The 21,747-nt window shown below is 62.0% G+C and carries 19 protein-coding genes; 16 read left to right on the top strand and 3 right to left on the bottom strand.

The window, feature by feature from the left end; genetic code table 11:
• Window positions 1-98: 98 nt before the first annotated feature.
• Window positions 99-1,043: a transporter gene (locus BMS17_RS01545; protein WP_046027499.1), complete on the bottom strand. Its 945-nt coding sequence runs from the start codon at window positions 1,041-1,043 to the stop codon at window positions 99-101.
• Between the two features lie 208 nt (window positions 1,044-1,251).
• Here BMS17_RS01545 and BMS17_RS01540 point away from each other — a divergent pair, with 208 nt between their 5' ends.
• The 11 genes from BMS17_RS01540 to BMS17_RS01490 all read left to right on the top strand — a co-directional run bounded on the left by BMS17_RS01540 (window position 1,252) and on the right by BMS17_RS01490 (window position 12,068).
• Complete coding sequence (locus BMS17_RS01540; protein ID WP_077430261.1) at window positions 1,252-2,298, top strand: AraC family transcriptional regulator; 1,047 nt, start codon at window positions 1,252-1,254, stop codon at window positions 2,296-2,298.
• Between the two features lie 204 nt (window positions 2,299-2,502).
• Entirely contained in the window at window positions 2,503-3,390 is an 888-nt protein-coding gene (locus tag BMS17_RS01535) for a Dyp-type peroxidase (RefSeq protein ID WP_046027496.1), read from the top strand.
• Between the two features lie 16 nt (window positions 3,391-3,406).
• Window positions 3,407-4,375 carry a Gfo/Idh/MocA family protein gene (locus BMS17_RS01530; RefSeq protein WP_077430260.1) on the top strand — a complete coding sequence of 323 codons (969 nt, stop codon included), beginning with the start codon at window positions 3,407-3,409 and terminating at the stop codon, window positions 4,373-4,375.
• Between the two features lie 267 nt (window positions 4,376-4,642).
• Window positions 4,643-5,395, top strand: a complete 753-nt coding sequence (locus tag BMS17_RS01525; RefSeq protein ID WP_046027491.1) for a GntR family transcriptional regulator — start codon at window positions 4,643-4,645, stop codon at window positions 5,393-5,395.
• Complete coding sequence (locus tag BMS17_RS01520) at window positions 5,392-7,137, top strand: fumarate reductase/succinate dehydrogenase flavoprotein subunit (protein ID WP_046027489.1); 1,746 nt, start codon at window positions 5,392-5,394, stop codon at window positions 7,135-7,137. Before BMS17_RS01525 ends, BMS17_RS01520 begins: the two co-directional genes overlap by 4 nt.
• A gap of 25 nt (window positions 7,138-7,162) precedes the next feature.
• The gene (locus tag BMS17_RS01515) at window positions 7,163-7,408 is read left to right on the top strand and encodes a ferredoxin family protein (RefSeq protein ID WP_007946457.1); all 246 of its coding nucleotides are present in this window, start codon (window positions 7,163-7,165) and stop codon (window positions 7,406-7,408) included.
• Between the two features lie 237 nt (window positions 7,409-7,645).
• The gene (locus tag BMS17_RS01510; protein ID WP_175648943.1) at window positions 7,646-9,052 is read left to right on the top strand and encodes an ABC transporter substrate-binding protein; all 1,407 of its coding nucleotides are present in this window, start codon (window positions 7,646-7,648) and stop codon (window positions 9,050-9,052) included.
• A gap of 136 nt (window positions 9,053-9,188) precedes the next feature.
• Window positions 9,189-9,971, top strand: a complete 783-nt coding sequence (locus BMS17_RS01505) for an ABC transporter permease (protein ID WP_046027488.1) — start codon at window positions 9,189-9,191, stop codon at window positions 9,969-9,971.
• A complete protein-coding gene (locus BMS17_RS01500; RefSeq protein WP_046027487.1) occupies window positions 9,971-10,819 on the top strand; it encodes an ABC transporter ATP-binding protein in 849 nt (282 codons plus the stop codon). Before BMS17_RS01505 ends, BMS17_RS01500 begins: the two co-directional genes overlap by 1 nt.
• Window positions 10,816-11,778 carry a HEAT repeat domain-containing protein gene (locus BMS17_RS01495; protein ID WP_046027485.1) on the top strand — a complete coding sequence of 321 codons (963 nt, stop codon included), beginning with the start codon at window positions 10,816-10,818 and terminating at the stop codon, window positions 11,776-11,778. Before BMS17_RS01500 ends, BMS17_RS01495 begins: the two co-directional genes overlap by 4 nt.
• Window positions 11,775-12,068 carry a DUF971 domain-containing protein gene (locus tag BMS17_RS01490; RefSeq protein ID WP_046027484.1) on the top strand — a complete coding sequence of 98 codons (294 nt, stop codon included), beginning with the start codon at window positions 11,775-11,777 and terminating at the stop codon, window positions 12,066-12,068. Before BMS17_RS01495 ends, BMS17_RS01490 begins: the two co-directional genes overlap by 4 nt.
• 106 nt (window positions 12,069-12,174) lie before the next feature.
• On the opposite strand, the gene BMS17_RS01485 is transcribed toward BMS17_RS01490, so the two are convergent.
• On the bottom strand, window positions 12,175-12,912 hold the full coding sequence (locus BMS17_RS01485; protein ID WP_046027483.1) for a TorF family putative porin: 738 nt from the start codon (window positions 12,910-12,912) through the stop codon (window positions 12,175-12,177).
• 109 nt (window positions 12,913-13,021) lie between these two features.
• Complete coding sequence (locus BMS17_RS01480; RefSeq protein WP_046027482.1) at window positions 13,022-14,764, bottom strand: amidohydrolase; 1,743 nt, start codon at window positions 14,762-14,764, stop codon at window positions 13,022-13,024.
• A 103-nt stretch (window positions 14,765-14,867) separates the two neighbouring features.
• Between BMS17_RS01480 and BMS17_RS01475 the strand changes: the two genes are divergently transcribed.
• The 5 genes from BMS17_RS01475 (at window position 14,868) to BMS17_RS01455 (ending at window position 21,708) form a co-directional block, all read left to right on the top strand.
• On the top strand, window positions 14,868-15,800 hold the full coding sequence (locus BMS17_RS01475) for a LysR family transcriptional regulator (protein ID WP_046027480.1): 933 nt from the start codon (window positions 14,868-14,870) through the stop codon (window positions 15,798-15,800).
• 176 nt (window positions 15,801-15,976) lie between these two features.
• Window positions 15,977-16,594: a transcriptional repressor LexA gene (lexA, locus tag BMS17_RS01470; protein WP_046027479.1), complete on the top strand. Its 618-nt coding sequence runs from the start codon at window positions 15,977-15,979 to the stop codon at window positions 16,592-16,594.
• The gene (gene imuA, locus BMS17_RS01465; RefSeq protein ID WP_046027478.1) at window positions 16,594-17,211 is read left to right on the top strand and encodes a translesion DNA synthesis-associated protein ImuA; all 618 of its coding nucleotides are present in this window, start codon (window positions 16,594-16,596) and stop codon (window positions 17,209-17,211) included. The genes lexA and imuA overlap by 1 nt, the downstream gene beginning before the upstream one ends.
• A 7-nt stretch (window positions 17,212-17,218) precedes the next feature.
• On the top strand, window positions 17,219-18,634 hold the full coding sequence (locus tag BMS17_RS01460) for a DNA polymerase Y family protein (RefSeq protein WP_077430259.1): 1,416 nt from the start codon (window positions 17,219-17,221) through the stop codon (window positions 18,632-18,634).
• The gene (locus BMS17_RS01455; protein ID WP_175648942.1) at window positions 18,610-21,708 is read left to right on the top strand and encodes an error-prone DNA polymerase; all 3,099 of its coding nucleotides are present in this window, start codon (window positions 18,610-18,612) and stop codon (window positions 21,706-21,708) included. Before BMS17_RS01460 ends, BMS17_RS01455 begins: the two co-directional genes overlap by 25 nt.
• Window positions 21,709-21,747 lie beyond the last annotated feature (39 nt).

The raw sequence follows: 21,747 nt of genomic DNA, 5'->3' as shown, positions 1-21,747 counted from the left end.
TCCGTGTATGTGCCGCCGCCATCGCGGGCAAGCCCGCTCCCACAGGGTGCAGCGTTGTCCATGTGGGAGCGGGCTTGCTCGCGAAGGCGTCAGTTCAGTCAGAACGCATACGGAATGCTGACTTTGGCCCACAGCATTTCCCCTTCAGGCCGGTTTTCCACATCAAACTCCTTGGCCCAGCGAATCTCCGCGCTGGCGTACTTAAGAAAGGTCCAGTGCAACGCCGGACCAATCGCAAACACCTGCCCGCGCACCCCGTCGTTCACGTCCTGGCCATTGAACTGCACGGTGTGGCCGAACTGTTTGTCGTCGGTCGTTTGCTTGAGGTAGTAGCCATTCAACCCGAGCATCAGGTCGTCGGTGATTTTGAAACTGGCGGAATAGTCGAAGTGGAAAATCTGCCCTGACTTGTAATCGGTGTCTTTGTTTTTCCCGTTGAAACTGTACGTGGTCTTCATCGACACCTCGGTTCTGTCCGTCGGCAGCCAAGTGAAGGAGAACAACGGTTTGTAGGTGTAGAAGTTGTTGCTGGTGTTGGCCAGGCGATCAACGCTGTATTCGCCGGTGGGCACGGTGACTTCCACGGCCGCGCCCAGGGTCAGGTTCGGGCCCATGTCCCAGAGAATGATCGGCGCGACCGTGGTGTCGCCCATGCCCTCGCGGGTGTCGTGCAAGCCGAACACCGCGACTTCCTGCTTGAGCCACGGCTGTGCGATATAGCCCGCCAGCCGGCCGCCAAATACCCGCAATGGGCTGAGGTAATCGAGGCGCGGAATGACCGCCGTGGATTCGATATCAACGTCCGGCACCTTGCCGCCGAGCGAGCTGATGTTCAGCTTCGTGGAGGTGTAGTGGTTGTAGTAGAGGTTGAACGCCAGCATGTTGTCCGGAAGGCTGTCGGGCGACAGCGGCAACATGAAAAAACCGTCGGTGCCGGGGCCGATGTTGTCCACGCCAGCCTCGGTGGCCAGTGCCGGTTGAAGGGCACAGACGCCGGCCAGGCTAATGACCAGTAGGGGAAGTGTCGTGCGGGTCAGGATCATGGGGGTACTCATTATTATTGTTAGCGGGCTGTCCAGCGTCCATACGAGGGCCGCAACATAGAAATAAGCTGTCTGCGCCGTACAAGGCAGGGTATTGGCGGCCATTTAGGGGGGCTTCTGCGGACAGCCTTTGAACCCTGTGCTAACTTCCTTCGACATAACCGGTAACAAAAATAAGAATGCAGCTCGACCCGGAATGTATAGCCCCATGCAAATGAAAGTGATCGATCCCACCTTTGAACTGGCGCTGGTGTCGCCGTTTCTCCTGCAAACCCTGGCCGAAGTCGCGCAGCAACAGGGCGTCAACCCCGACAACCTGTGCCGAGGGCTGGGTTTCACTTTTGAAGATCTTCAGGACCCGGCACAACGGATTTCCTATCGCCAGGCCGTGGCGATGATTCAACGCGCGCTCAAGGCTTTGCCCAATCAAGGGCTGGGGTTGTGGGTGGGTGCGCAAAATGTGCTCGGCACGCTGGGGTTGCTGGGGCATGTGCTGTCGCTGTGCAAGACCTTGCGCGATGCCTTTGAGCTGGGCATTCGGCATCAGCACACCTCTGGCGGCATTGTCGTGTCGAGCGTGGAGGAGTCGGGTGACCGGGTATTTGTCGACGTCGAATGCCGCTTGCCGTTCGCCGACGTGCAGCTGTTTGCGGTCGAGGAGTTTTTCGCCAGTTTGCTGGTGTATGGCCGGGCGCTGGTCGGGGCGGATTTCAAGCCGATGGCGGTGGAGTTCATGCACGCCGCGCCGGACTATCTCGGCGAGTATTCGCGCCTGCTGGGGCCGGATGTGCGCTTTGGTTGTCTGCAAAACCGTATGGTGATCGCTGCGCATTGGCTGGATGTTCACTTGCCCAATCACCATTCCCTGGCCCTGCGTCAGGCGGTGCAATTGCTCGAACTGGAAGCGGCGCAAGTGCACCAGAAAATGGACTTGATCCAAGCGGTGGAACGGGCGATTGCCCGGGACCTGACCGAGGGCAGCCACATCGAGAAAATCGCCAGCGACCTGAACATGAGCAGCCGCACCTTGCGCCGCCGCCTCACCGAACACACGCTGACCTTCGAAACGCTGCTGGAACAAGTACGTCAGGCCCGCACCATGAGCCTGCTGGCCAACCCGGACATGTCCATCGAACGCATTACCGAGGAAGTCGGCTACAGCGACGTGCGCAGCTTTCGTCGCGCCTTCAAGCGCTGGACGGGCATGAGCCCGAGCGCATTCCGCAACGAAACCCCGATACTCGACCCCCTGTAGCAGCTGACGAGCAGCGCGAGGCTGCGTTCGGCTGCGAAGCAGTCGTGAAACCAGGCAGTGCGGTGTGTCAGGCACACCTTGCACAGAGGAATTACGACTGCTTCGCAGCCGAACGCAGCCTCGCGCTGCTCGACAGCTGCTACACGAGACTGCACATAAATGCTCATCCCCGGTTAAACTCCATGCTCTTTTCAAGGAGTTCATATGAGTTATTACCAGCCGGGCATTCTCGCCACCCCCGTTCCGCCTCAAGCCCGCCATATGTTCTTCGCCCTCGAATGCGCCGAAGCATTGCCAGTCGCGCTCGACAACTTGATGCAACTGGTGGACGGGAAATCGGCTGTCGTCGGTTTCGGCGAATCGCTGGTCAAGGCGTTGCACGCGCAGGTTGACGGCCTGCGAGCCTTTCCGGCGTTGACCGGTGTTGGCGTCGATAACCCGTCGACGCAACACGCATTGTGGTGCTGGCTGCACGGCGTCGACCGTGGCGAATTGCTCAATCGCAGCCAGGCCATCGAAGCCGCTCTGGCGCCGGCCTTGCGCCTGGTGCAGATGAACGAAACCTTTCGCCACATGAGCGGCCACGACCTGACCGGTTACGAAGACGGCACCGAAAACCCGCACGATGAAGCCGCCGTCGCCGCCGCCCTGTTGGGCGAGGGCGCTGAGGGCCTGGTCGGTGGCAGCTTTGCCGCGATCCAGCAGTGGCAGCATGACCTCAAGGGCTTCCACGCGATGCCGTCCCATGAGAAAGACAACATCATGGGCCGTCGTTTGAGCGACAACGAAGAACTCGACGACGCGCCGGTCTCGGCCCACGTCAAGCGCACCGCCCAGGAAAGCTTCGCGCCCGAGGCGTTTGTGGTCCGTCGTTCAATGCCATGGATCGAAGGTGATCGCGCAGGCCTGATGTTCCTCGCGTTCGGCTTTTCCCTCGACGCCTTTGAAGCGCAACTGCGGCGCATGAGCGGTCTGGAAGACGGCATCACCGACGGCTTGTACCGCATCAGTCGCCCGATCACGGGCGGCTACTACTGGTGCCCGCCGCTCAAGGACGGTCGCCTGGACCTGCGCGCCTTGCGCATCGGCTAACCCTCGGGACGTGATGATGGACGTGGTGCGTTGGGGCATGATCGGTTGCGGCAGTGTCGCCGAGCGCAAGAGCGGGCCAGCCTTTTACAAGGCCCCCGGTTCAGCGCTGATGGCGGTGATGGGGCGGCGCCTGGACGCGGTGACGGATTACGCCACGCGCCATGGCATCGCCCGGGTGTACACCGACGCGCAAGCACTGATCGACGATCCCGAGGTGGACGCGGTGTACATCGCCACGCCGCCAGACAGTCATCACGCCTACAGCCTGTTGGTGGCCGCTGCCGGCAAACATTGCTGCGTCGAAAAGCCGATGTCGCTGAATGCCGGGCAAAGTCGCGAGATGCAAAAGGTCTTTGCCGACGCCGGATTGCACCTGTTCGTTTCCTACTACCGGCGCTCGCTGCCGCGCTTTCAGCAAGTGCGCCAGTGGCTGGATGCGGGGCGAATCGGTGAGGTCCGGCACCTGACCTGGACACTCACCAAAGCAGCGTCGCCGGTTGATTTGGCCGGCACGGACAACTGGCGCACGGACCCGCGTGTTGCCGGTGGCGGCTACTTCGCCGACCTCGCCAGCCACGGGTTTGACCTGTTTCAGTACCTGCTCGGTGACATCACCGACGTTGCCGGTTTCACCGCGCGACAGGCCGGGTTGTATGCCGCCGAAGATGCAGTCAGCGCCAGTTGGCGGTTTGCCTCGGGGGCGACGGGCATGGGTTGCTGGAACTTCGTGGCGGATCGGCGCGAGGATCGCGTCGAGCTGATCGGCAGCCGGGGGCGGATCCGTTTCTCGGTGTTCGATGAGCACCCGGTGCAACTTGATGCGGATGAGCAACTCAGCCTGAGCATCGACCATCACGAACACATCCAGTGGCACCACGTGCTGGGCATGAACGCGCACATTCGGGGTGACACGCAGCACCCGGCAGTCGCCGGGGAAGCGTTGAAAACCGATTGGGTGATGGACCAGATCCTCAAGCGCACCTGAACCAAGTCGATGTAGCAGCTGCCGAGCCTGCGAGGCTGCGTCCGGCTGCGCAGCAGTCGCAAACCCTGCATGCAAGGTTAGCCAGACACACTGAGTCATCAGATTTCACGACTGCTACGCAGCCGGACGCAGCCTCGCAGGCTCGGCAGCTGCTACAGAGGCTCGGGTGTGTCCGACGCATCTAACCTTATGCTCAAACAGTATTTCTCAATCCTCCTGCAGGCTCTCTAAGATCACGTTATAACTCGTTATAACAAGTGATCTGCCATGACTGATAACGTTCTATCCCTGAGCAGCATCCCGTTGCATACCCAACTGCGGGACATATTGCGCGCTCGCATCCTCGACGGTGAATACCCGCAAGACAGCCAGATGCCTTCCGAAAGCGAGCTCGGCTCGTTGTTCAAAGTCAGCCGCATCACCGTGCGCCAGGCCCTGGGGGATCTGCAAAAGGAAGGGCTGATCTTCAAGATCCACGGCAAAGGCACCTTCGTCGCCAAACCGAAAACCTTCCAGAACGTCAGCACCCTGCAAGGCCTGGCCGAGTCCATGACCGGTCGCGGCTATGAAGTGATCAACCGCCTGCGCAGTTTCAAATTCATCGCCGCCGACAAACTCGTCGCCGAGCGTTTAGAGGTGGCCGAAGGTGAAACCGTGGCGCAGATCAAACGGGTTCGTTTGATCAACCGCGAACCGATTTCGCTGGAAATCACCTACCTGCCCAGAGCCCTCGGCGAACGCCTGGAGAAGGCTGATCTGGTCACCCGCGACATTTTCCTGATCCTCGAAAACGACTGCGGCCTGGCCCTCGGACACGCCGACCTGGCCATTGATGCCGTCTTGGCCGACAGCGATCTGACCCGTGCACTGAACGTCGAACCGGGCTCGCCCATCATGCGCATCGAACGACTGACCCACGATGCAAACGGTCGGCCGGTGGACTTCGAACACCTTTACTACCGCGGCGATGCCTTCCAGTACCGCTTGCGAATCGACCGGCAAAAAGGAGCACAGGCATGACGCGCAGCTCTACAACCAGAAGCACCCTCGAACAGGAATACGACATCGTCGTGATCGGCGGCGGCACCGCAGGACCGATGGCGGCGATCAAGGCCAAGGAGCGCAACCGCGACTTGCGCGTGTTGTTGATCGACAAGGCCAACGTCAAACGCAGCGGCGCGATCAGCATGGGCATGGACGGCCTGAACAACGCGATCATTCCCGGCCACTCGACGCCGGAGCAGTACACCAAGGAAATCACCATCGCCAATGACGGCATCGTCAATCAGGCGGCGGTGTACGCCTATGCCACGCACAGTTTTGAAACCATCGAGCAGCTAGACCGCTGGGGCGTGAAGTTCGAGAAGGACGAAACCGGCGACTACGCGGTGAAAAAAGTCCACCACATGGGCGCCTACGTGCTGCCGATGCCGGAAGGGCATGACATCAAAAAGGTTTTGTATCGCCAGTTGAAACGCGCACGGGTCAGCATCACCAATCGCCTGGTCTGCACCCGATTGCTGACGGATGAAGAGGGCGCGGTCAACGGCGTGATGGGGTTCGATTGCCGCACCGCCGACTTCCATGTGATCAAGGCCAAAGCGGTGATCCTGTGCTGCGGCGCCGCCGGACGTCTGGGTTTGCCGGCTTCGGGCTACCTGATGGGCACCTACGAAAACCCGACCAATGCCGGCGACGGTTACGCCATGGCGTATCACGCCGGGGCCGAACTGGCGAACCTGGAATGCTTCCAGATCAACCCGCTGATCAAGGATTACAACGGCCCTGCCTGCGCGTACGTCACCGGTCCGTTGGGCGGCTACACCGCGAATAACAAGGGCGAGCGCTTCATCGAGTGCGACTACTGGAGCGGCCAGATGATGTGGGAGTTCCACCAGGAACTCGAAAGCGGCAACGGCCCGGTGTTCCTCAAACTCGATCACCTGGCCGAGGAAACCATCCAGAACATCGAAGAGATCCTGCACAGCAACGAACGCCCGAGTCGCGGCCAGTTCCATGCCAATCGTGGCACTGACTACCGCACGCAGATGGTCGAGATGCACATTTCAGAGATCGGTTTTTGCAGCGGGCATTCGGCGTCGGGCGTGTGGGTCAACGAGCGGGCGGAGACCTCGGTGAAGGGGTTGTACTCGGCGGGTGATATGGCGGCAGTGCCGCACAACTACATGCTCGGTGCGTTCACTTACGGTTGGTTTGCCGGCACCAATGCGGCGGATTTCGTCGCCGGGCGCGAGTTCTCAGCCGTCGATGCCCAACAAATCGAGACGGAGAAACAAAGGGTTTACGCACCGCTGGACCGCGAACAAGGTCTGCCACCCGCGCAAGTCGAGTACAAGCTGCGGCGCTTTGTGAACGACTACCTGCAACCGCCGAAAGTGACCAAGAAAATGCAGATCGGCCTGCAACGCTTCAGTGATATCCAGCGCGATCTCGATCAGATCAAAGCCCACAACGCCCACGAACTGATGCGTGCCATGGAAGTCAGCATGATCCGCGATTGCGCCGAAATGGCCGCAAGTGCCTCGCTGTTCCGTGCTGAAAGCCGCTGGGGGCTTTACCACTATCGCGTCGATCACCCGCAACGCAACGACAGCGACTGGTTCTGCCATTGCCACCTGAAAAAGGATGAAAACGGCTTGATGAGCAGTTTCAAGAAAGCCGTCGAACCTTACATCATCGCGCTGGACGTCGATGAAATGCAGGCCTACGACCGGCTGCGCGTGGGCGCCTTTGCGGCCTGAGCTACACACAAGAGAGAGACCGAAAATGGCCTATCAACCCCAGGAAATCTTCTTCCGCTCCAACGCGCCCGTCACGGTCGATGAGGATCTTTGCATCGCCCACAAAGGCTGCACCGTGTGCGTCGACGTCTGCCCGATGGACCTGCTGGCGATCAACCCGGCCACGCAAAAAGCCTACATGGCCTTCGACGAATGCTGGTACTGCATGCCGTGCGAAAAGGACTGTCCGACTGGCGCTGTGAAAGTTGAAATTCCTTACCTGTTGCGCTGAATGGTCGGACGCCATCGCGGCAAGCCCGGCTCCCACAGGTTTCTTTGGTGTCTGCAAAATTTTGGATTCAGCACAAATCACTGTGGGAGCCGGGCTTGCCCGCGATGAGGCCCCCCAGACAACCCAAAAGCCATCCGGCCACCACCGGACGCCAGCTTCAAACCACCCCTCGTTTCCCACCACGCCCTGATCGTGGCGGAGACGAACATCCTATAAATGATTCGAGGGGAAACACCTATGTTGTTGCGTGCAGCTTTAGCCGGTCTGGTACTGGCCTCATTCACCCTGTCGGCGTCGGCCGAAACCATCCGCATTGCCATTGGCACCCAGGACACCACGATCAATTGCGCCGCTGGCGGACTGTTGATTCGTGAGCTCGGGCTGCTCGACAAATACCTGCCCCACGACGGCCAGTACAAAGACGCGAAATACGAGGTCGAGTGGAAGAACTTCACCAGTGGCGCACCGCTGACTAACGAGATGGTCGCCGGAAAACTCGACTTCGGCGCCATGGCCGATTTCCCTGGCTCGTTCAACGGCGTGGCGTTCGAAACCGCCGGCAAGCACAGCCTGTTTATCAGCGTGCTCTCGGGCAGTATCAAGGGCAGCGGCAACGGCATCGTGGTGCCGAGCGCCTCGGGCGTGCAGTCGTTGGCGGAGTTGAAGGGCAAGACCATCTCCGTTCCGTTCGCCTCGACGGCCCATGGCATGTTGCTGCGCGCGGTGGCCGCTCAGGGTTGGGACCCGCTCAAAGACGTGAACATCATCGCCCAGCCGCCAGAAGTCGCGGGCTCGGCGTTGCAGGCCGGGAAGATCGACGCACATGCGGACTTCGTGCCGTTCGCCGAACTGTTCCCGAGCCGTGGTTTCGCCCGCAAGATTTACGACGGTGCCCAGGCCAATGCACCGACGTTCCATGGCGCGCTGGTGGATCAGGCGTATGCCAAAAAATACCCGGAAATTGTCGTCGCTTATCTGCGGGCGAGCATCGAGGCCAATCAGTTGCTCGCCGCTGAACCGGAGAAGTACAGCGAGTTGATCGCCCAAGTCACCGGGGTCGATGCCGAGGTCAATTACCTGTTCCACGGGCCGTTGGGCGTGCAGACCCGCGACCTGAGCTGGAAGCCGGAATACCGTCAGGCGGTCGGCACTGCTATCGACACCCTCAAGCTGTTGAAGAAGGCGGATCGCGGTCTCGATCTAAACACCTTTATCGACGATCAATACATCCGCGCCGCGTTCAAGGCGTCGAACCTCGACTACACCGCGCAACTGGCCAACTACGCGCAGACACCTCTGAAAGCCGTGGATGCAGCGAACGGGAAGGCGATCACTGACGTCAGCCATGTGGCGGAAATCTGGGTGCGCGGCGAGCCGAAAGTCCGCCAATACGCCTCGGCGCAAGCGGCATTCAGCGCCTTGGTCAGCCTCAAGCAGGAAGGCAAAAACATCCGCGCGGTGTATGCCCAGGCGAGCGACAGCGGGATCAAGTTGCTGGCGGATCAGGCGTGGTTTGCCAGTGATGCGCAAGGGCAGCTGAGCGCCTTCCTGCTCAAAGGCCAAGCCCAGCAGTTCGCCACGGCCCAGGGCGGCAAAGTCCTCGACTTCAGCGAAGCCACCACCCAGGCCGTTGCCGCACGCTAATTTCAGAACAGTGCAATTCCCTGTGGGAGCGGGCTTGCCCGCGATAGCGGTGGGTTAGACAACGTCAATGTTGACTGATCAGGCCTCATCGCGGGCAAGCCCGCTCCCACAGGGATCTCGATGGAGAGGAATTATTGTGTACGGATCCTATTTACGCTGGCTCCCCAGGGCCATTTCACTGTTGGTGTGCCTGCTGTTCTGGCAACTCGCCGCCAGTGGCCACTGGAACCTTGGCCTGGTCACCTTCGCCAATGTGCCAACACCCTTGGCAGTCATTAACGCTGCCTTGAGCCTCGGCGACTCCGGCAAATTCGCCCAACACCTGAGCAGCAGCCTCAGCCGGGTCTTCGCCGGTTACCTCACCGCGCTGATCGTCGGCATCGCCCTGGGCCTGGCCATCGGCCGCTCGAAATGGGCCGAGGATGTGCTGCTGCCACCCTTGGAGGTCCTGCGCCCGATTCCCGCCGTTGCCTGGATTCCATTGGCGATCCTGATGTTCCCGTCCTCGGAACTGTCGATGGTCTTCATCACCTTCACCGGGGCGTTGTTTCCGATTTTGCTCAACACCGTGCATGGCGTCGAAGGCGTCGACCCACGCCTGATCGCCTCGGCCCGAAGCCTGGGGGCAGGGCGGCGGGCGATCCTGCTGGAAGTAATCCTGCCCGGCGCCGCGCCAAGCATCATCACAGGCCTGGCCATCGGCATGGGCACTTCATGGTTTTGCCTGGTCACCGCCGAAATGATCTCCGGCCAATACGGCATCGGCTATTACACCTGGGAGTCGTACACCATCCAGAACTATGCCGACATCGTGGTCGGGATGTTGCTGATCGGTGTACTGGGAATGGGCAGCAGCCTGCTGATCAAACGCCTCGGCGGGCTGTTCACGCCTTGGCACCGACCACGAGGAAAAGCCTGATGAGCGTGATGCAAACCCCGGAAGGGCGGATCGACATCCGCCAGTTGTCTATCGTTCTCGGCGACGGCGCACACGCTTTCGAAGCCGTGCAAGGTCTGGATTGCCAGATTGAAGCCGGGCAGTTCGTGTGCATTCTCGGGCCGTCCGGTTGCGGCAAGTCGACATTGCTCGGCGCACTGGCCGGGCACCTGCAACCGCGTGCCGGCAGTCTCAAGGTCGATGGTGCGCCAGTGTCGGGCCCGTCGCCGCAGCGCGGCATGGTGTTCCAGCATCACACGTTGTTTCCTTGGCGAACCGTGCGTGACAACGTCGCCTTCGGCCTGAAAATGCGTGGCATCGGCAAGGCCGAACGGCATCGCGCCGCCGATGAAATTCTTGCGTTGGTGGGGCTGGAAGGTTTTGCCGAACGCTGGCCGGATCAGCTCTCCGGCGGTATGCAGCAACGGGTGGAAATCGCCCGGGTGCTGATCAATCGCCCGCGCCTGTTGCTGATGGACGAACCCTTCGGTGCGCTCGACGCGCTGACTCGGCTGAACATGCAGGAACTGCTGCTGGACATCTGGACGCGGATCCGCACCACCGTGGTGTTCGTCACCCACGACATCGACGAAGCGCTGTTCCTCGCCGATCGCCTGCTGGTCATGAGCACTCGACCGGGCCGCATCATCGAAGACGTGCGTCTCGACTTTCCTCGGCCACGCACCACCGAACTGGTGACGAGCCCCGAATTTTCCCGCTTGAAGCGCCATTGCCTCGAATTACTGCGTCACGAAGACGGTCGGCAGCTACCGCGCCTGAACCCTCTCGGACTCCCTCCTGAAAACAAACTGCCGCGATTTGCCCTATGACCTCTCTATTCGATGTAACCGATAACGACGACATCCTTGCCCTGCAACCGCGCCTGACCGATGACGATCCCGGCGTGCGCCGCATCGCGCTGATTGAACTGGCCGACCTTGAAGAACCGGATGGCTTACTGTGGCTGGTGAATCGACTGGCCGAAGACCCCACCGAAGAAGTCCGCGCCGAGGCCGCCCGCTTGCTCGAAGCCTGGGAGGAAGAACCCGTGGTCGAAGCGCTGTGTCAGGCGCTGACCGATCCCTCGTTGACCGTGCAATCGGCCGCTGCACAAAGCCTTAGCCTGCTCAAAAGCGAAGCGGCGGGCAGGGTGATTTTGCCATGGACGGCGCATGCCGCGATCAGCGTGCGCATTGCCGCGTTCAGGGCGTTGCGTGAGTTGCGGTTTCCTGATGCCGCCGGTGCTGCAATCGTGGCGTTGAACGATGAGGACGCCAGTGTCCGGCGCGAAGCAGTCGGCGTACTCGGCTGGCTCAAGCAACTCGATGCCTTGCCGGCCCTGGCCCGATTGGCCAGTCAGGACCCGGACACCGAAGTCCGCCGCGCCGCCACCGGGGCCCTCGGTTTGGCATCCGACGCGCAAGTGCTGCCGGCGCTCTGCCAGGCATTACAGGACGACGCCTGGCAAGTGCGCGAAGAAGCCGCGACCACACTGGGCAAAGTCGGTCACAGGGATGCCGGCGACGCCTTGGTCGAAGCCTTGAGCGATGATTACTGGCAAGTCCGCCTGCGTGCCACCCGCAGCCTCGGCCGCTTGCGTTACGCCCCGGCCCTCGACGCACTGATCGAATCCCTCGGCCACCGCATCAGCAACCTGCGCAAGGAAGCGGCGCTGGCCCTTGGCGAATTGAACGACAAAGGCGCCATCGCCCCCTTGCAGGCCGCGCAAGACGACGGCGACCCGGAAGTGCGCAAAGCCGTGCGCATCGCCTTGAGTCAACTGCAATGAACCCGTTGGCCGTGGTCAATTCCCAGGGGAAACAGCAGCTGCGATTGAACTGGCCGGATGGGCGTGAACAGTGGCTGGGACATGCCGAGTTGCGGCGTCAGTGCCCGTGCTCGCAGTGCCGGGCGTTTCGGCTGCAAGGGCTGACGGTGAAGGTTGATCCGCGCATTCGTGTGGTTGAACTCAATGCCCAGGGTTATGGCCTGCAACTGGTGTTCAGCGACGGCCACGAACGCGGGATATACCCGTGGCCCTACCTGGCACAACTCATTTGCGAGTCTATTGAAATTTAATGTGGGAGCGGGCTTGCCCGCGATGGCGGACTGACATTCGGTATAGATGTTGAATGTAATGGCCTCATCGCGGGCAAGCCCGCTCCCACAGGGGGGATGTGCGCAGTCAGAAGGACTTGCTGACACTCGCCACTACGGTCGCACTGCACACGTCGTCAAACCCCCAGTTGCTGGCGCATTGGCTTTTCGACAGGTCGGTGTCGACGTAGCTCAAGCCCAGCACCACGCCAGCCAGTTCGTGGGTCAGTTTGACTTCCCATTCGCGGTACGAATCTTCGGCGTGGCCCGAGCTTGAGTACAGGTGCGGGTCCTTGAAGTCCATGTTGCCGTAGCGCAGTTTCAGGCCCGTGTCATACGGCAATTGGGTTTCGTAACCGACATAGGTGTACAGCGAGTTCTGCTCGCTTTCGATGCCCGGCGCATCGTCGGAATAGTAGGCGCCGAACTTCACCCCGTAGACGCTGAGAATGCTGTAGACCTCGCTCTGGTTGAACTGGCTTTCTTTCGGGTACGAGTATTTCAGGTAACCGACGTCGAGGTTGACGTCTTCGGTGGCTTCCCAAAACCAGCCGGCGTAGTAGTCGATTTCCTGGCGGGTTTTCAGGCCGCCACCGAAGTCGACGTTCGAACTCCAGGCCCCCACGTATAAACCCGTGCTGTGAGTGAGGGTCACGCCGGCCTGCACAGCGGGATCATTCTGAGTTTGTGAAATGCCGCGGGTGCGGTAATCGCTCGCCAGGGTCAGGTCCACCAGTACGGAGAAGTCGTCATTGAGGACAATGGCCTGGCTGCTCAGTGGCAGCAGGCTCAGGGATCCGAGGGCGAGCAGGGTGAAAGCTTTCATGAATAAAGTCCCGATGTTGTGATTGTTTTATGGGCAGTTTTTTTACGCAAAGCTGCGCCGGGCCCCGGCGTTGAGCGCGGGGTCGGGCAGGGGTGACAGCGGATTTTTATTAGAGGGTGGGGGCGTAGACTTCGCGGCCGGCAAACCAGGTTTGCAGCACTTTTGTGTCGTGCAGGGCCTTGTTGTCGACGGTGAAAACGTCACGGTCCAGCACGATGAAGTCAGCCTGCTTGCCTGGGGTCAGCGAACCGATCTGTTTTTCCAGGCCGATGGTGCGCGCGGCGTTCGCGGTGTAGGCGTAGAACATCGTTTCGCGGTCGACAGCTTCTTTGGCATTCAACACGCCCAGCGGACCGACGCGGGTGATGGCCTGGGCCATGGCGTTCCACGGGTTGGGCGAGGACACCGGCCAGTCACTGGCGCCCGAAATCGTCGCGCCTTGTTTGAGCAGCGAATGCGCCGGGTATTGGTAACGGAAGGCGAGGGCGCTGACGTAAGGCTTGATCATGTCCGTGGTGTAGTCGTCGGCCGAGGCCCACAGCAGTTGCATCGAGGCGATGACGTTGAGCGGTTTGAACCGCGCAAACTCTTTCGGATTGACGATTTGCAAGTGCGTGATCGAGTGCGTCACGCCGCTCTGGCGATCCTTGCGTGCCTGAGCGATGCCGTTCAGCGCCTCACGCACCGCGCGATCGCCGATCGCATGGATGTGCACCAGCCAGCCGCGCTGGTCGATGGCGCTGACCAGTTCGCCGAAATGCTTCGGATCGATCAGCAATTCACCTTGTTTGTGCGAGTTGCTGTAAGGGTCGATCATTGCCGCGCTCTGGGCCGGGAATTCGATCACGCCGTCGGCGAAAATCTTCACGCCAGGCAGGGTCAGGTTCGGGATGCCCTGGAATTGCTGGCGAACCTTGTCCAGCGTATCGAGATCGGCCGGCACGCTTTTCGAGTTGGCCACCAGCAGGGCGGCCACGTGGACGCTCATGTCACCGCTTTCGGCCAGCGCCTTATAGGCCGGGAGCACGCCAACGGTTTTTTCCGTGGGTTTGAGTGCGAACAGCGGTTCGCCGGGCGCGGCATTGGCGGCGGGGTCCATCCACGCCGTGATGCCGAAGCTGTTGTTGTAGCGCACGGCCGATTGGGCGGCTTTGAGCATATCGGCGGTGCTCGGCACCGGCATTTTCGAGGACACTCGGTCCCACCCGGCGTCCACCAGGAAACCGTTGGGGGTGCCATCGGCGCGCTTGCCAATGGTGTCGACTTCGGCGGCGGGCAATGACTTGAGCAACGCGGCGTCGATACCGGCGCGCTTGAGCATGAAGTCGTTGGCCCAGGCCGTGTGGTGGTCGCTGCCGGTGAACACCACGGGCACATCGGCCCATTCACCGGTGTTGAATTTCTTGCCCAGGGCCTCGGCCTGCGCCCAGTAAACCGAGCTCATGCCGGCCACGGTCAGTACATCGCCGTGTTTGGCCTTACCGTCGTCACGCCAGCCGCGCAGGCGTTTTTCCAGTTCGTCGAGCTCGACCACCTCGTCTTCCATGTTGGCCACGACCATTTCCAGGCCGCCGAAAATCGCATGGGAATGGGTGTCGATCAGACCGGGCATCAGGGTTTTACCGCCCAGATCCACCACTTTTGTTTCCGGTGTGATCAAGGCTTTGATCTGCGCATCGCTGCCCACTTGCAGCACCTTGCCGTCTTGTACTGCCAGCGCCTGCACCTTCGGTTGGGTGCGGTCAGCGGTGAAAATCTTGCCATTGATCAGCACCAGGTCGGTGGCTGCCATGGCTTCCATCGAGGCAAAACTCACTGCGGCCATCAATAGATTCGGGATGAATCTTTTCATTGAATGTTTCCTTGTTATTGCGTCTGATGGCCAGATTAGTGGCTGCTTGTGCGCAGCAGAACGCCTTCCTCACGAAAAACGTTTTTGCCGGAATGGAAAAAGTATGGACAAGCTGGGTGCGTTGAAAATGTTCGTGGTCACGGCGCAACTCGGCAGCTTCAGCCGTGCCGCCGAGCAGTTGGGCAAAACCCCGTCGGCCCTGACCAAAGCGGTCAATCACCTGGAAGCCGAGCTCGGCGCCCGGTTGTTCGAGCGCAGCACTCGACGGATTCTGTTGACCGAGTCCGGGCGGCTTTATCTGGAAACCGCGCGCCAGGTGTTGCAGCGGCTGGAGGAGGCGGGTGAGGAAATCGAGCAATTGCAGCATGGCCTGCGCGGCAATCTGAAAATCACCGCGCCGCTGGCCTATGGACAGGCGTTTCTCGATCAAGTGTGTGGCGGCTTTCTGGAGCAATACCCGCAGATCAATCTGCAAGTGGACTTGTGCGATGAGTTCGTCAATTTGTTGGAAAGCGGTTACGACCTCGCCTTGCGCGAAGGCCACGACGACTTGCCGGGGCTGATTGCCCGCGTTGTCGGCAGTAATCGCCTGGCCCTGTGTGGCAGCCCGGCTTATCTGGCGCGTAAAACGCTGCCTGTCACCCCACAAACCCTGGATGACCACGAATGGCTGTTGTACCGCCATCCGTTGCTCAGTCGCGAATTCTGGTGGGTCGAACGCGACGGGCAGCGTCTGAGCCTGCCTCAACCGGTTTCACCGCGACTGCGCAGCGACAATTACGACCTGTTGCTGGCCAACGCGCTGGCCGGGCGCGGTTTGCTGCACACGCCGTTGTGGAGCGCCGCGCCATACCTTGCCGACGGCCGGCTGGTGCGGCTGATGGCCGACTATGACATCGACCCGGACAGCTTTGGCCCGCACATTCTGGCGGTGTACCCGAGCCACCGCCGGGCAACCGCGAAGGTCTTGGCGTTTATCGACTACATCGCAGGTTTTCTGGCGTCTCGCGGCTTGAATGAAGACGGCGGCAGTTGAGTTTTCATTTACACACTGACCGGGCCCCTGTAGCAGCTGTCGAGTGAAACGAGGCTGCGATCTTCTACAGACCCAATCGCAGCCTCGTTTCACTCGACAGCAGCTACAGGGCTCCTACACAGAGTTCCTACACGGCGCCTACAAGTCCTTGTCATGGAAATGCCAAAAGAGTACAAATGTACTCCATGACAAACCTTACTCCCCGTCGTACCGCCATCCTGACGTTTATCCGCGACCGAATCGCGGAGCACGGTCAGTCCCCGAGCCTTGCTGAAATCAGCGAGGCGTTCGGTTTTGCCTCTCGCAGCGTGGCGCGCAAGCACGTGCTGGCGCTGACCGAGGCCGGTTTCATCGAGGTCAACCCGCATCAGGCCCGTGGCATTCGCCTGCTCGGGCAACCGGCGCGCCCCGAGTTGCTGGACATTCCGGTACTCGGCCGGGTGGCGGCCGGTGCGCCCATCGGTGCCGATGCCGAGGTGCACAGCCGTTTGCTGCTCGACCCGGCAATCTTTTCGCGGGTGCCGGATTACATGCTGCGGGTTCAGGGCGATTCGATGATCGGGGACGGCATTCTCGATGGCGATCTGGTGGGCGTGCGGCGCAACCCCGAGGCGGTCAACGGCCAGATCGTCGTGGCGCGGCTGGACGGTGAAGTCACCATCAAGCGTTTCGAGCGGGTCGGCGACACGGTTCGCCTGTTGCCACGCAACCCGGCGTATCAGCCGATCATCGTGCAGCCCGGTCAGGATCTCGCCATCGAAGGGGTGTTCTGCGGTCTGGTGAGGCAAGGGTGATGGGCGCCGTCGTTGCGCTGGATACGCTGTTCAATGGCGGCCAGGTCTGGAAGGGCCGGCCTGCGCCACCGGCCGTCAGCCCGCAACCCACCGGGCATGCCGCGCTGGATGCGGCGCTGCCCACCGGAGGCTGGCCGGAAGCGGCGCTGACCGAAATCCTCCTGGCCGGGCAGGGGGTGGGTGAATTGCAACTGGTGTGGCCAGCGCTGGCGCGGTTGTCGGCGGCGGGCGAGCGCATCGTGCTGGTGGCGCCGCCGTATGTGCCGTATCCGCAAGCGTGGCAGAACGCCGGGGTCGATCTGCGCCAGTTGTCGATCCTCCAGGCCAGCGAGCGCGATGCCTTGTGGGCCGCGGAGCAATGCCTGCGTTCAGGCAGTTGCGGCGCCGTATTGTGCTGGCCGCACAAGGCCGATGACCGGGCGTTGCGTCGCTTGCAGGTGGCGGCGGAAACCGGTTCGACCCTGGCGTTCGCCTACCGCTCGCTCCATGAAGCGATCAACCCGTCGCCCGCCGCCCTGCGCATCGCCATCGACGCCAACCCCGCGCAATTGCGCGTGCTCAAGTGCCGGGGCGGGCTGGCGCGCTCGGCGCCGATTGCCTTCCCCGTGGGGCATTGAGGTTGCCATGCGCTGGGTCTGTATTCTCTTCCCGCAATTGGCGCTGGACGCGGTGCTGCGTCAGCGCCCCGATCCCGAGGCGCCGCTGGCCCTGCTGACCGGCCCGGCGCAGCGTCGGGTGTTGCAAGCGGTCAACGCCTCGGCGCGGGCATTGGGCCTGCGCCCAGGCCAGTCGATGACCGCCGCGCAAGCCTTGAGCAAAGGCTTTGCCACGGCCGAATACGACGCCGCCGAGATCGAGCACTGGCAACAGTTTCTGGCGGCGTGGGCCTATCGGTTCAGCTCCCAGGTGAGCGTCCATTACCCGCGTGCCGTGGTGTTTGAAATCGAATCCAGCCTGGGGCTGTTCGGGCCCTGGCCAACGTTTGAGGCGCGGTTGCGCGCCGAGCTCGGCGAGCTGGGTTTTCGCCATCGGATTGTCGCGGCGCCCAACCCGGTGGCCGCGCGGGTACTGGCCAACGTGTATGACGGGCTGGTGGTGCCGGACAACGACGCCTTGCAGCACCATCTCGGGCAATTGCCCGTCGACCGCATCGCCTTGGAGCCCGCAGTGGCCACGGCGTTGTCGCGCATGGGCTTGCGCACCTTGAGTCAGGTGCAGGCGCTGCCACGACAAAGTCTGGCCCGGCGTTTCGAAGCCCAGGTGCTCAAGCACCTGGACGCGCTGTTCGGTGAACGGCGCTTGGCCCTGGCGTTCTACCTGCCGCCGGACCGTTTCGACGTGCGCATCGAGCTCAACTTCGACGTGCAGTCGCATCAGGCGCTGCTGTTTCCGTTACGCCGATTGACCGGCGATCTGTCGGCATTTCTCTGCGGTCGGGACAGTGGCGTGCAGCGTTTCGACCTGCACCTGGAACACGCCGGTTTGCCGGACTCGGTGATCAAGGTAGGCCTGCTCAGCGCCGAGCGCGATCCGGCGATGCTCTTCGAACTGGCCCGGGGGCGGCTGGAGCAGGTGCAGGTCGAGGCCCCGGTGCGCGGTTTTCGGTTGTGCGCCGAAGACTTGCCCAGCTTCGTTCCCCAGCGCCAGGAACTGTTCGACGACCGGCCGCAGCAGTCCTTGCCGTGGGAGCAATTGCGCGAACGCTTGCGTGCGCGGCTCGGGGATGACGCGGTGCAGGGCTTGCGCTTTCAGGCCGACCACCGGCCGGAGTGTGCGTGGCAGGCGCGGGCCGACAACCAACGCTGCACGGGGTTGCCGGGTGTGCTGCGTCCGGGCTGGTTGCTGACGGAACCGCAGGCGATCCACGAAGGTTCGACGCGCATCCTCATGGGCCCGGAACGCATCGAGTCGGGCTGGTGGGACGGTGACGACGTGCGCCGCGACTACTACCTGATCGAAACCCGTTCCGGCCAGCAGGGTTGGGCTTATCGTGCGGTCGGCGAGAGCGGTCCTCTGTGGCTGCAAGGCTGGTTTGCATGAGCATCGACTATGCCGAGTTGCACTGCCTGTCGAACTTCAGCTTCCAGCGCGGGGCTTCCAGTGCCCTTGAACTCTTTCAACGCGCCAAAAAGCACGGCTATCAAGCGTTGGCGATTACCGATGAATGCACGCTGGCCGGCATCGTCCGCGCCTGGCAAGCCGCCAAGTCGGTGGAGCTGCCGCTGATTATTGGCAGCGAAATCCGCATCGACGGCGGCCCGAAACTGGTGCTGCTGGTGGAGAGCCTTGAGGGGTATCAGACCCTGTGTCGCCTGATTACCCGGGCGCGCCGCCGCACGCAGAAAGGCCAGTACCACGTGCTGCGCGAAGACTTCAGCGAACCGATGCCGGGGCTGTTGGCGTTGTGGGTGCCAGACGCTGTCGATGACGTCGAACCGGGCCTCTGGCTGCAACAGACCTTCGCCGAACGCCTGTGGCTGAGCGTCCAGTTGCATTGCGGCCAGGACGATACCCGGCGCCTGGAGGCGCTGTTGACCCTGGCGCGGGAGTTGCGGATACCTGCGGTGGCCAGCGGCGATGTGCACATGCACACCCGTGGCCGCCGCGCCTTGCAGGACACCATGACGGCCATCCGTCATCACCTGCCGGTGGCCGAGGCCGGGCTGCGGCTTCACCCCAATGGCGAGCGGCATGTGCGCAGCCTTGATGTGTTGCAATCGATCTACCCGCCAGCCTTGCTCGATGAAACGCTGACCATTGCCCGGCGCTGCACCTTCGACCTTGGCCAGTTGCGTTATCAGTATCCGCGGGAGTTGGTGCCGCAAGGGCACAGCGCCGCGTCCTGGCTGCGCGAACTGACCGAGCGCGGCCTTCGCGAACGCTGGCCCGAAGGGGCGAGCGAGAAGGTGCGCGGGCTGATCGACAAGGAACTGAAGCTGATCGCCGAGCTGGGCTACGAAAGCTATTTCCTGACGGTTCAGGACATCGTCGCTTTCGCCCGGCGCGAAAAAATTCTCTGTCAGGGCCGGGGCTCGGCGGCCAACTCGGCGGTGTGTTTCGCCTTGGGCATCACCGAGATCGACCCGGACCGGATGAACATGCTGTTCGAGCGTTTTCTCTCCAGGGAGCGCAACGAGCCGCCGGACATTGATGTGGACTTCGAGCACGAACGTCGCGAAGAAGTCTTGCAGTACGTGTTTGCGCGTTATGGCCGTACGCGCGCGGCGTTGACGGCGGTGGTCAGCACCTATCACGCGGCCGGCGCGGTGCGTGACGTGGCCAAGGCGTTGGGGTTGCCGCCGGATCAGATCAACGCCCTGGCCGATTGCTGCGGTCACTGGAGTGATGCAACGCCGCCCGTGGAGCGCCTGCTCGAAGGCGGGTTCGACCCCGAAAGCCCGGTGCTGCGTCGAGTCCTGAGCCTGACACAACAGTTGATCGGTTTCCCCCGGCACTTGTCCCAGCACCCCGGTGGCTTCGTCATTTCCGAGCAACCGCTGGACAGCCTTGTGCCGGTGGAAAACGCCGCCATGGCCGAGCGCACGATCATTCAGTGGGACAAGGACGACCTGGACGCGGTCGGGTTGCTCAAAGTGGATATTCTGGCGCTGGGGATGCTGAGCGCGATCCGCCGTTGTTTCGATCTGCTGCGTCGCCACCGAGGCCTTGACCTGAGCCTGGCGACGATCCCGTCCGAGGACCCGGCCACCTACGACATGATTGGCCGTGCCGACACCATCGGTGTCTTCCAGATCGAATCCCGGGCACAGATGTCGATGTTGCCCCGGCTCAAACCGCGCAAGTTCTATGATCTGGTGATCGAGGTGGCGATCGTTCGCCCCGGCCCTATCCAGGGCGGAATGGTTCATCCGTATCTGCGCCGTCGAAACAAGGAAGAACCCGAAAGCTATCCCTCCGAAGAATTGAAGGAGGTGCTCAAACGCACCCTTGGCGTGCCGCTGTTCCAGGAACAGGTCATGCAGATCGCCATCGTCGCCGCCGACTACAGCCCCGGCGAGGCCGATCAGTTGCGGCGTTCCATGGCCGCCTGGAAGCGCCATGGCGGGCTGGAGCCGCACAAGGATCGGCTGGCCGCCGGGATGAAGAAAAACGGCTACACGGCCGAATTCGCCGCGCAGATATTCGAACAGATCAAGGGGTTTGGCAGCTACGGGTTTCCCGAGTCCCACGCCGCCAGTTTCGCCTTGCTGACTTACGCCAGTTGCTGGTTGAAATGCCATGAGCCGGCGGCCTTCGCCTGTGCGCTGATCAACAGCTGGCCAATGGGGTTCTACAGCCCGGATCAGATTCTGCAAGACGCGCGCCGGCATCATTTGCAGATTCGCCCGGTGGATGTGCGCGCCAGTGACTGGGATTGCAGCCTGGAGCCGATCATCGGCGCGCAACCGGCGATTCGCATGGGGTTGCGGATGATCAAGGGCTTTCGCGAAGACGATGCCCAGCGTATTGAAGTGGCCCGCTCGCGTGGGCTGTTTGTCGACATCGCCGACCTTGGTCAGCGCGCACGGCTCGATGCCCGCGCCCAGGAACAACTGGCCGATGCCGGTGCGTTGCGGGGGTTGGCCGGTGACCGGCATCGTGCTCGCTGGGAGGTGGCGGGGGTGCAAAAGCAACTCGGTTTGTTTGCCGGCCTGCCAAGTCAGGAGGAGGACGCGGTGGCATTGCCCAAACCCACGGTCGGCGAAGACCTGCAAGCGGATTACGCCAGTGTCGGCACCACTCTGGGGCCGCATCCGCTGGCGTTGCTGCGCGGTGAACTGAAAGCCCGGCGCTGCCGCAGTTCGCAAGAGCTGATGGCGGTGGAACACGGGCGGCCGGTCAGCATCGCGGGCCTGGTGACGGGGCGGCAACGGCCAGGCACTGCCAGTGGCGTGACGTTCGTGACCCTGGAAGACGAGTTCGGCAATGTCAACGTGGTGGTCTGGCGCGACCTGGCCGAGCGGCAACGCCAGGTGCTGGTCGGCTCGCAGCTGCTCAAGGTCGATGGCCGCTGGGAAAAGGAAGGCGAGGTCCGCCACCTGATTGCCGGACGCTTGAGCGACCTGAGTGCATTGCTCGACGGCATCACCGTGCACAGCCGGGATTTCCGCTGACCTTTGGCTAGAGGGGGTATCCTCGCCACAAGTGCCCGG

The organism is Pseudomonas sp. C9 (assembly GCF_002000165.1).
Taxonomy (GTDB): Bacteria; Pseudomonadota; Gammaproteobacteria; order Pseudomonadales; family Pseudomonadaceae; genus Aquipseudomonas.
Note: the sequence above shows the minus strand (reverse complement) of the source record. Positions and strands in the feature narration are given on the sequence as shown.

Coding starts and splice junctions, on each gene's coding strand:
- BMS17_RS01475 (WP_046027480.1), top strand. CDS start 14,868: ATGGACAAGCTGGGTGCGTTGAAAATGTTCGTGGTCACGGCGCAACTC.
- BMS17_RS01545 (WP_046027499.1), bottom strand. CDS start 1,043: ATGATCCTGACCCGCACGACACTTCCCCTACTGGTCATTAGCCTGGCC.
- BMS17_RS01515 (WP_007946457.1), top strand. CDS start 7,163: ATGGCCTATCAACCCCAGGAAATCTTCTTCCGCTCCAACGCGCCCGTC.
- BMS17_RS01495 (WP_046027485.1), top strand. CDS start 10,816: ATGACCTCTCTATTCGATGTAACCGATAACGACGACATCCTTGCCCTG.
- BMS17_RS01485 (WP_046027483.1), bottom strand. CDS start 12,912: ATGAAAGCTTTCACCCTGCTCGCCCTCGGATCCCTGAGCCTGCTGCCA.
- lexA (WP_046027479.1), top strand. CDS start 15,977: ATGTACTCCATGACAAACCTTACTCCCCGTCGTACCGCCATCCTGACG.
- BMS17_RS01500 (WP_046027487.1), top strand. CDS start 9,971: ATGAGCGTGATGCAAACCCCGGAAGGGCGGATCGACATCCGCCAGTTG.
- BMS17_RS01520 (WP_046027489.1), top strand. CDS start 5,392: ATGACGCGCAGCTCTACAACCAGAAGCACCCTCGAACAGGAATACGAC.
- BMS17_RS01490 (WP_046027484.1), top strand. CDS start 11,775: ATGAACCCGTTGGCCGTGGTCAATTCCCAGGGGAAACAGCAGCTGCGA.
- BMS17_RS01525 (WP_046027491.1), top strand. CDS start 4,643: ATGACTGATAACGTTCTATCCCTGAGCAGCATCCCGTTGCATACCCAA.
- imuA (WP_046027478.1), top strand. CDS start 16,594: ATGGGCGCCGTCGTTGCGCTGGATACGCTGTTCAATGGCGGCCAGGTC.
- BMS17_RS01540 (WP_077430261.1), top strand. CDS start 1,252: ATGCAAATGAAAGTGATCGATCCCACCTTTGAACTGGCGCTGGTGTCG.
- BMS17_RS01480 (WP_046027482.1), bottom strand. CDS start 14,764: ATGAAAAGATTCATCCCGAATCTATTGATGGCCGCAGTGAGTTTTGCC.
- BMS17_RS01535 (WP_046027496.1), top strand. CDS start 2,503: ATGAGTTATTACCAGCCGGGCATTCTCGCCACCCCCGTTCCGCCTCAA.
- BMS17_RS01510 (WP_175648943.1), top strand. CDS start 7,646: ATGTTGTTGCGTGCAGCTTTAGCCGGTCTGGTACTGGCCTCATTCACC.
- BMS17_RS01460 (WP_077430259.1), top strand. CDS start 17,219: ATGCGCTGGGTCTGTATTCTCTTCCCGCAATTGGCGCTGGACGCGGTG.
- BMS17_RS01530 (WP_077430260.1), top strand. CDS start 3,407: ATGGACGTGGTGCGTTGGGGCATGATCGGTTGCGGCAGTGTCGCCGAG.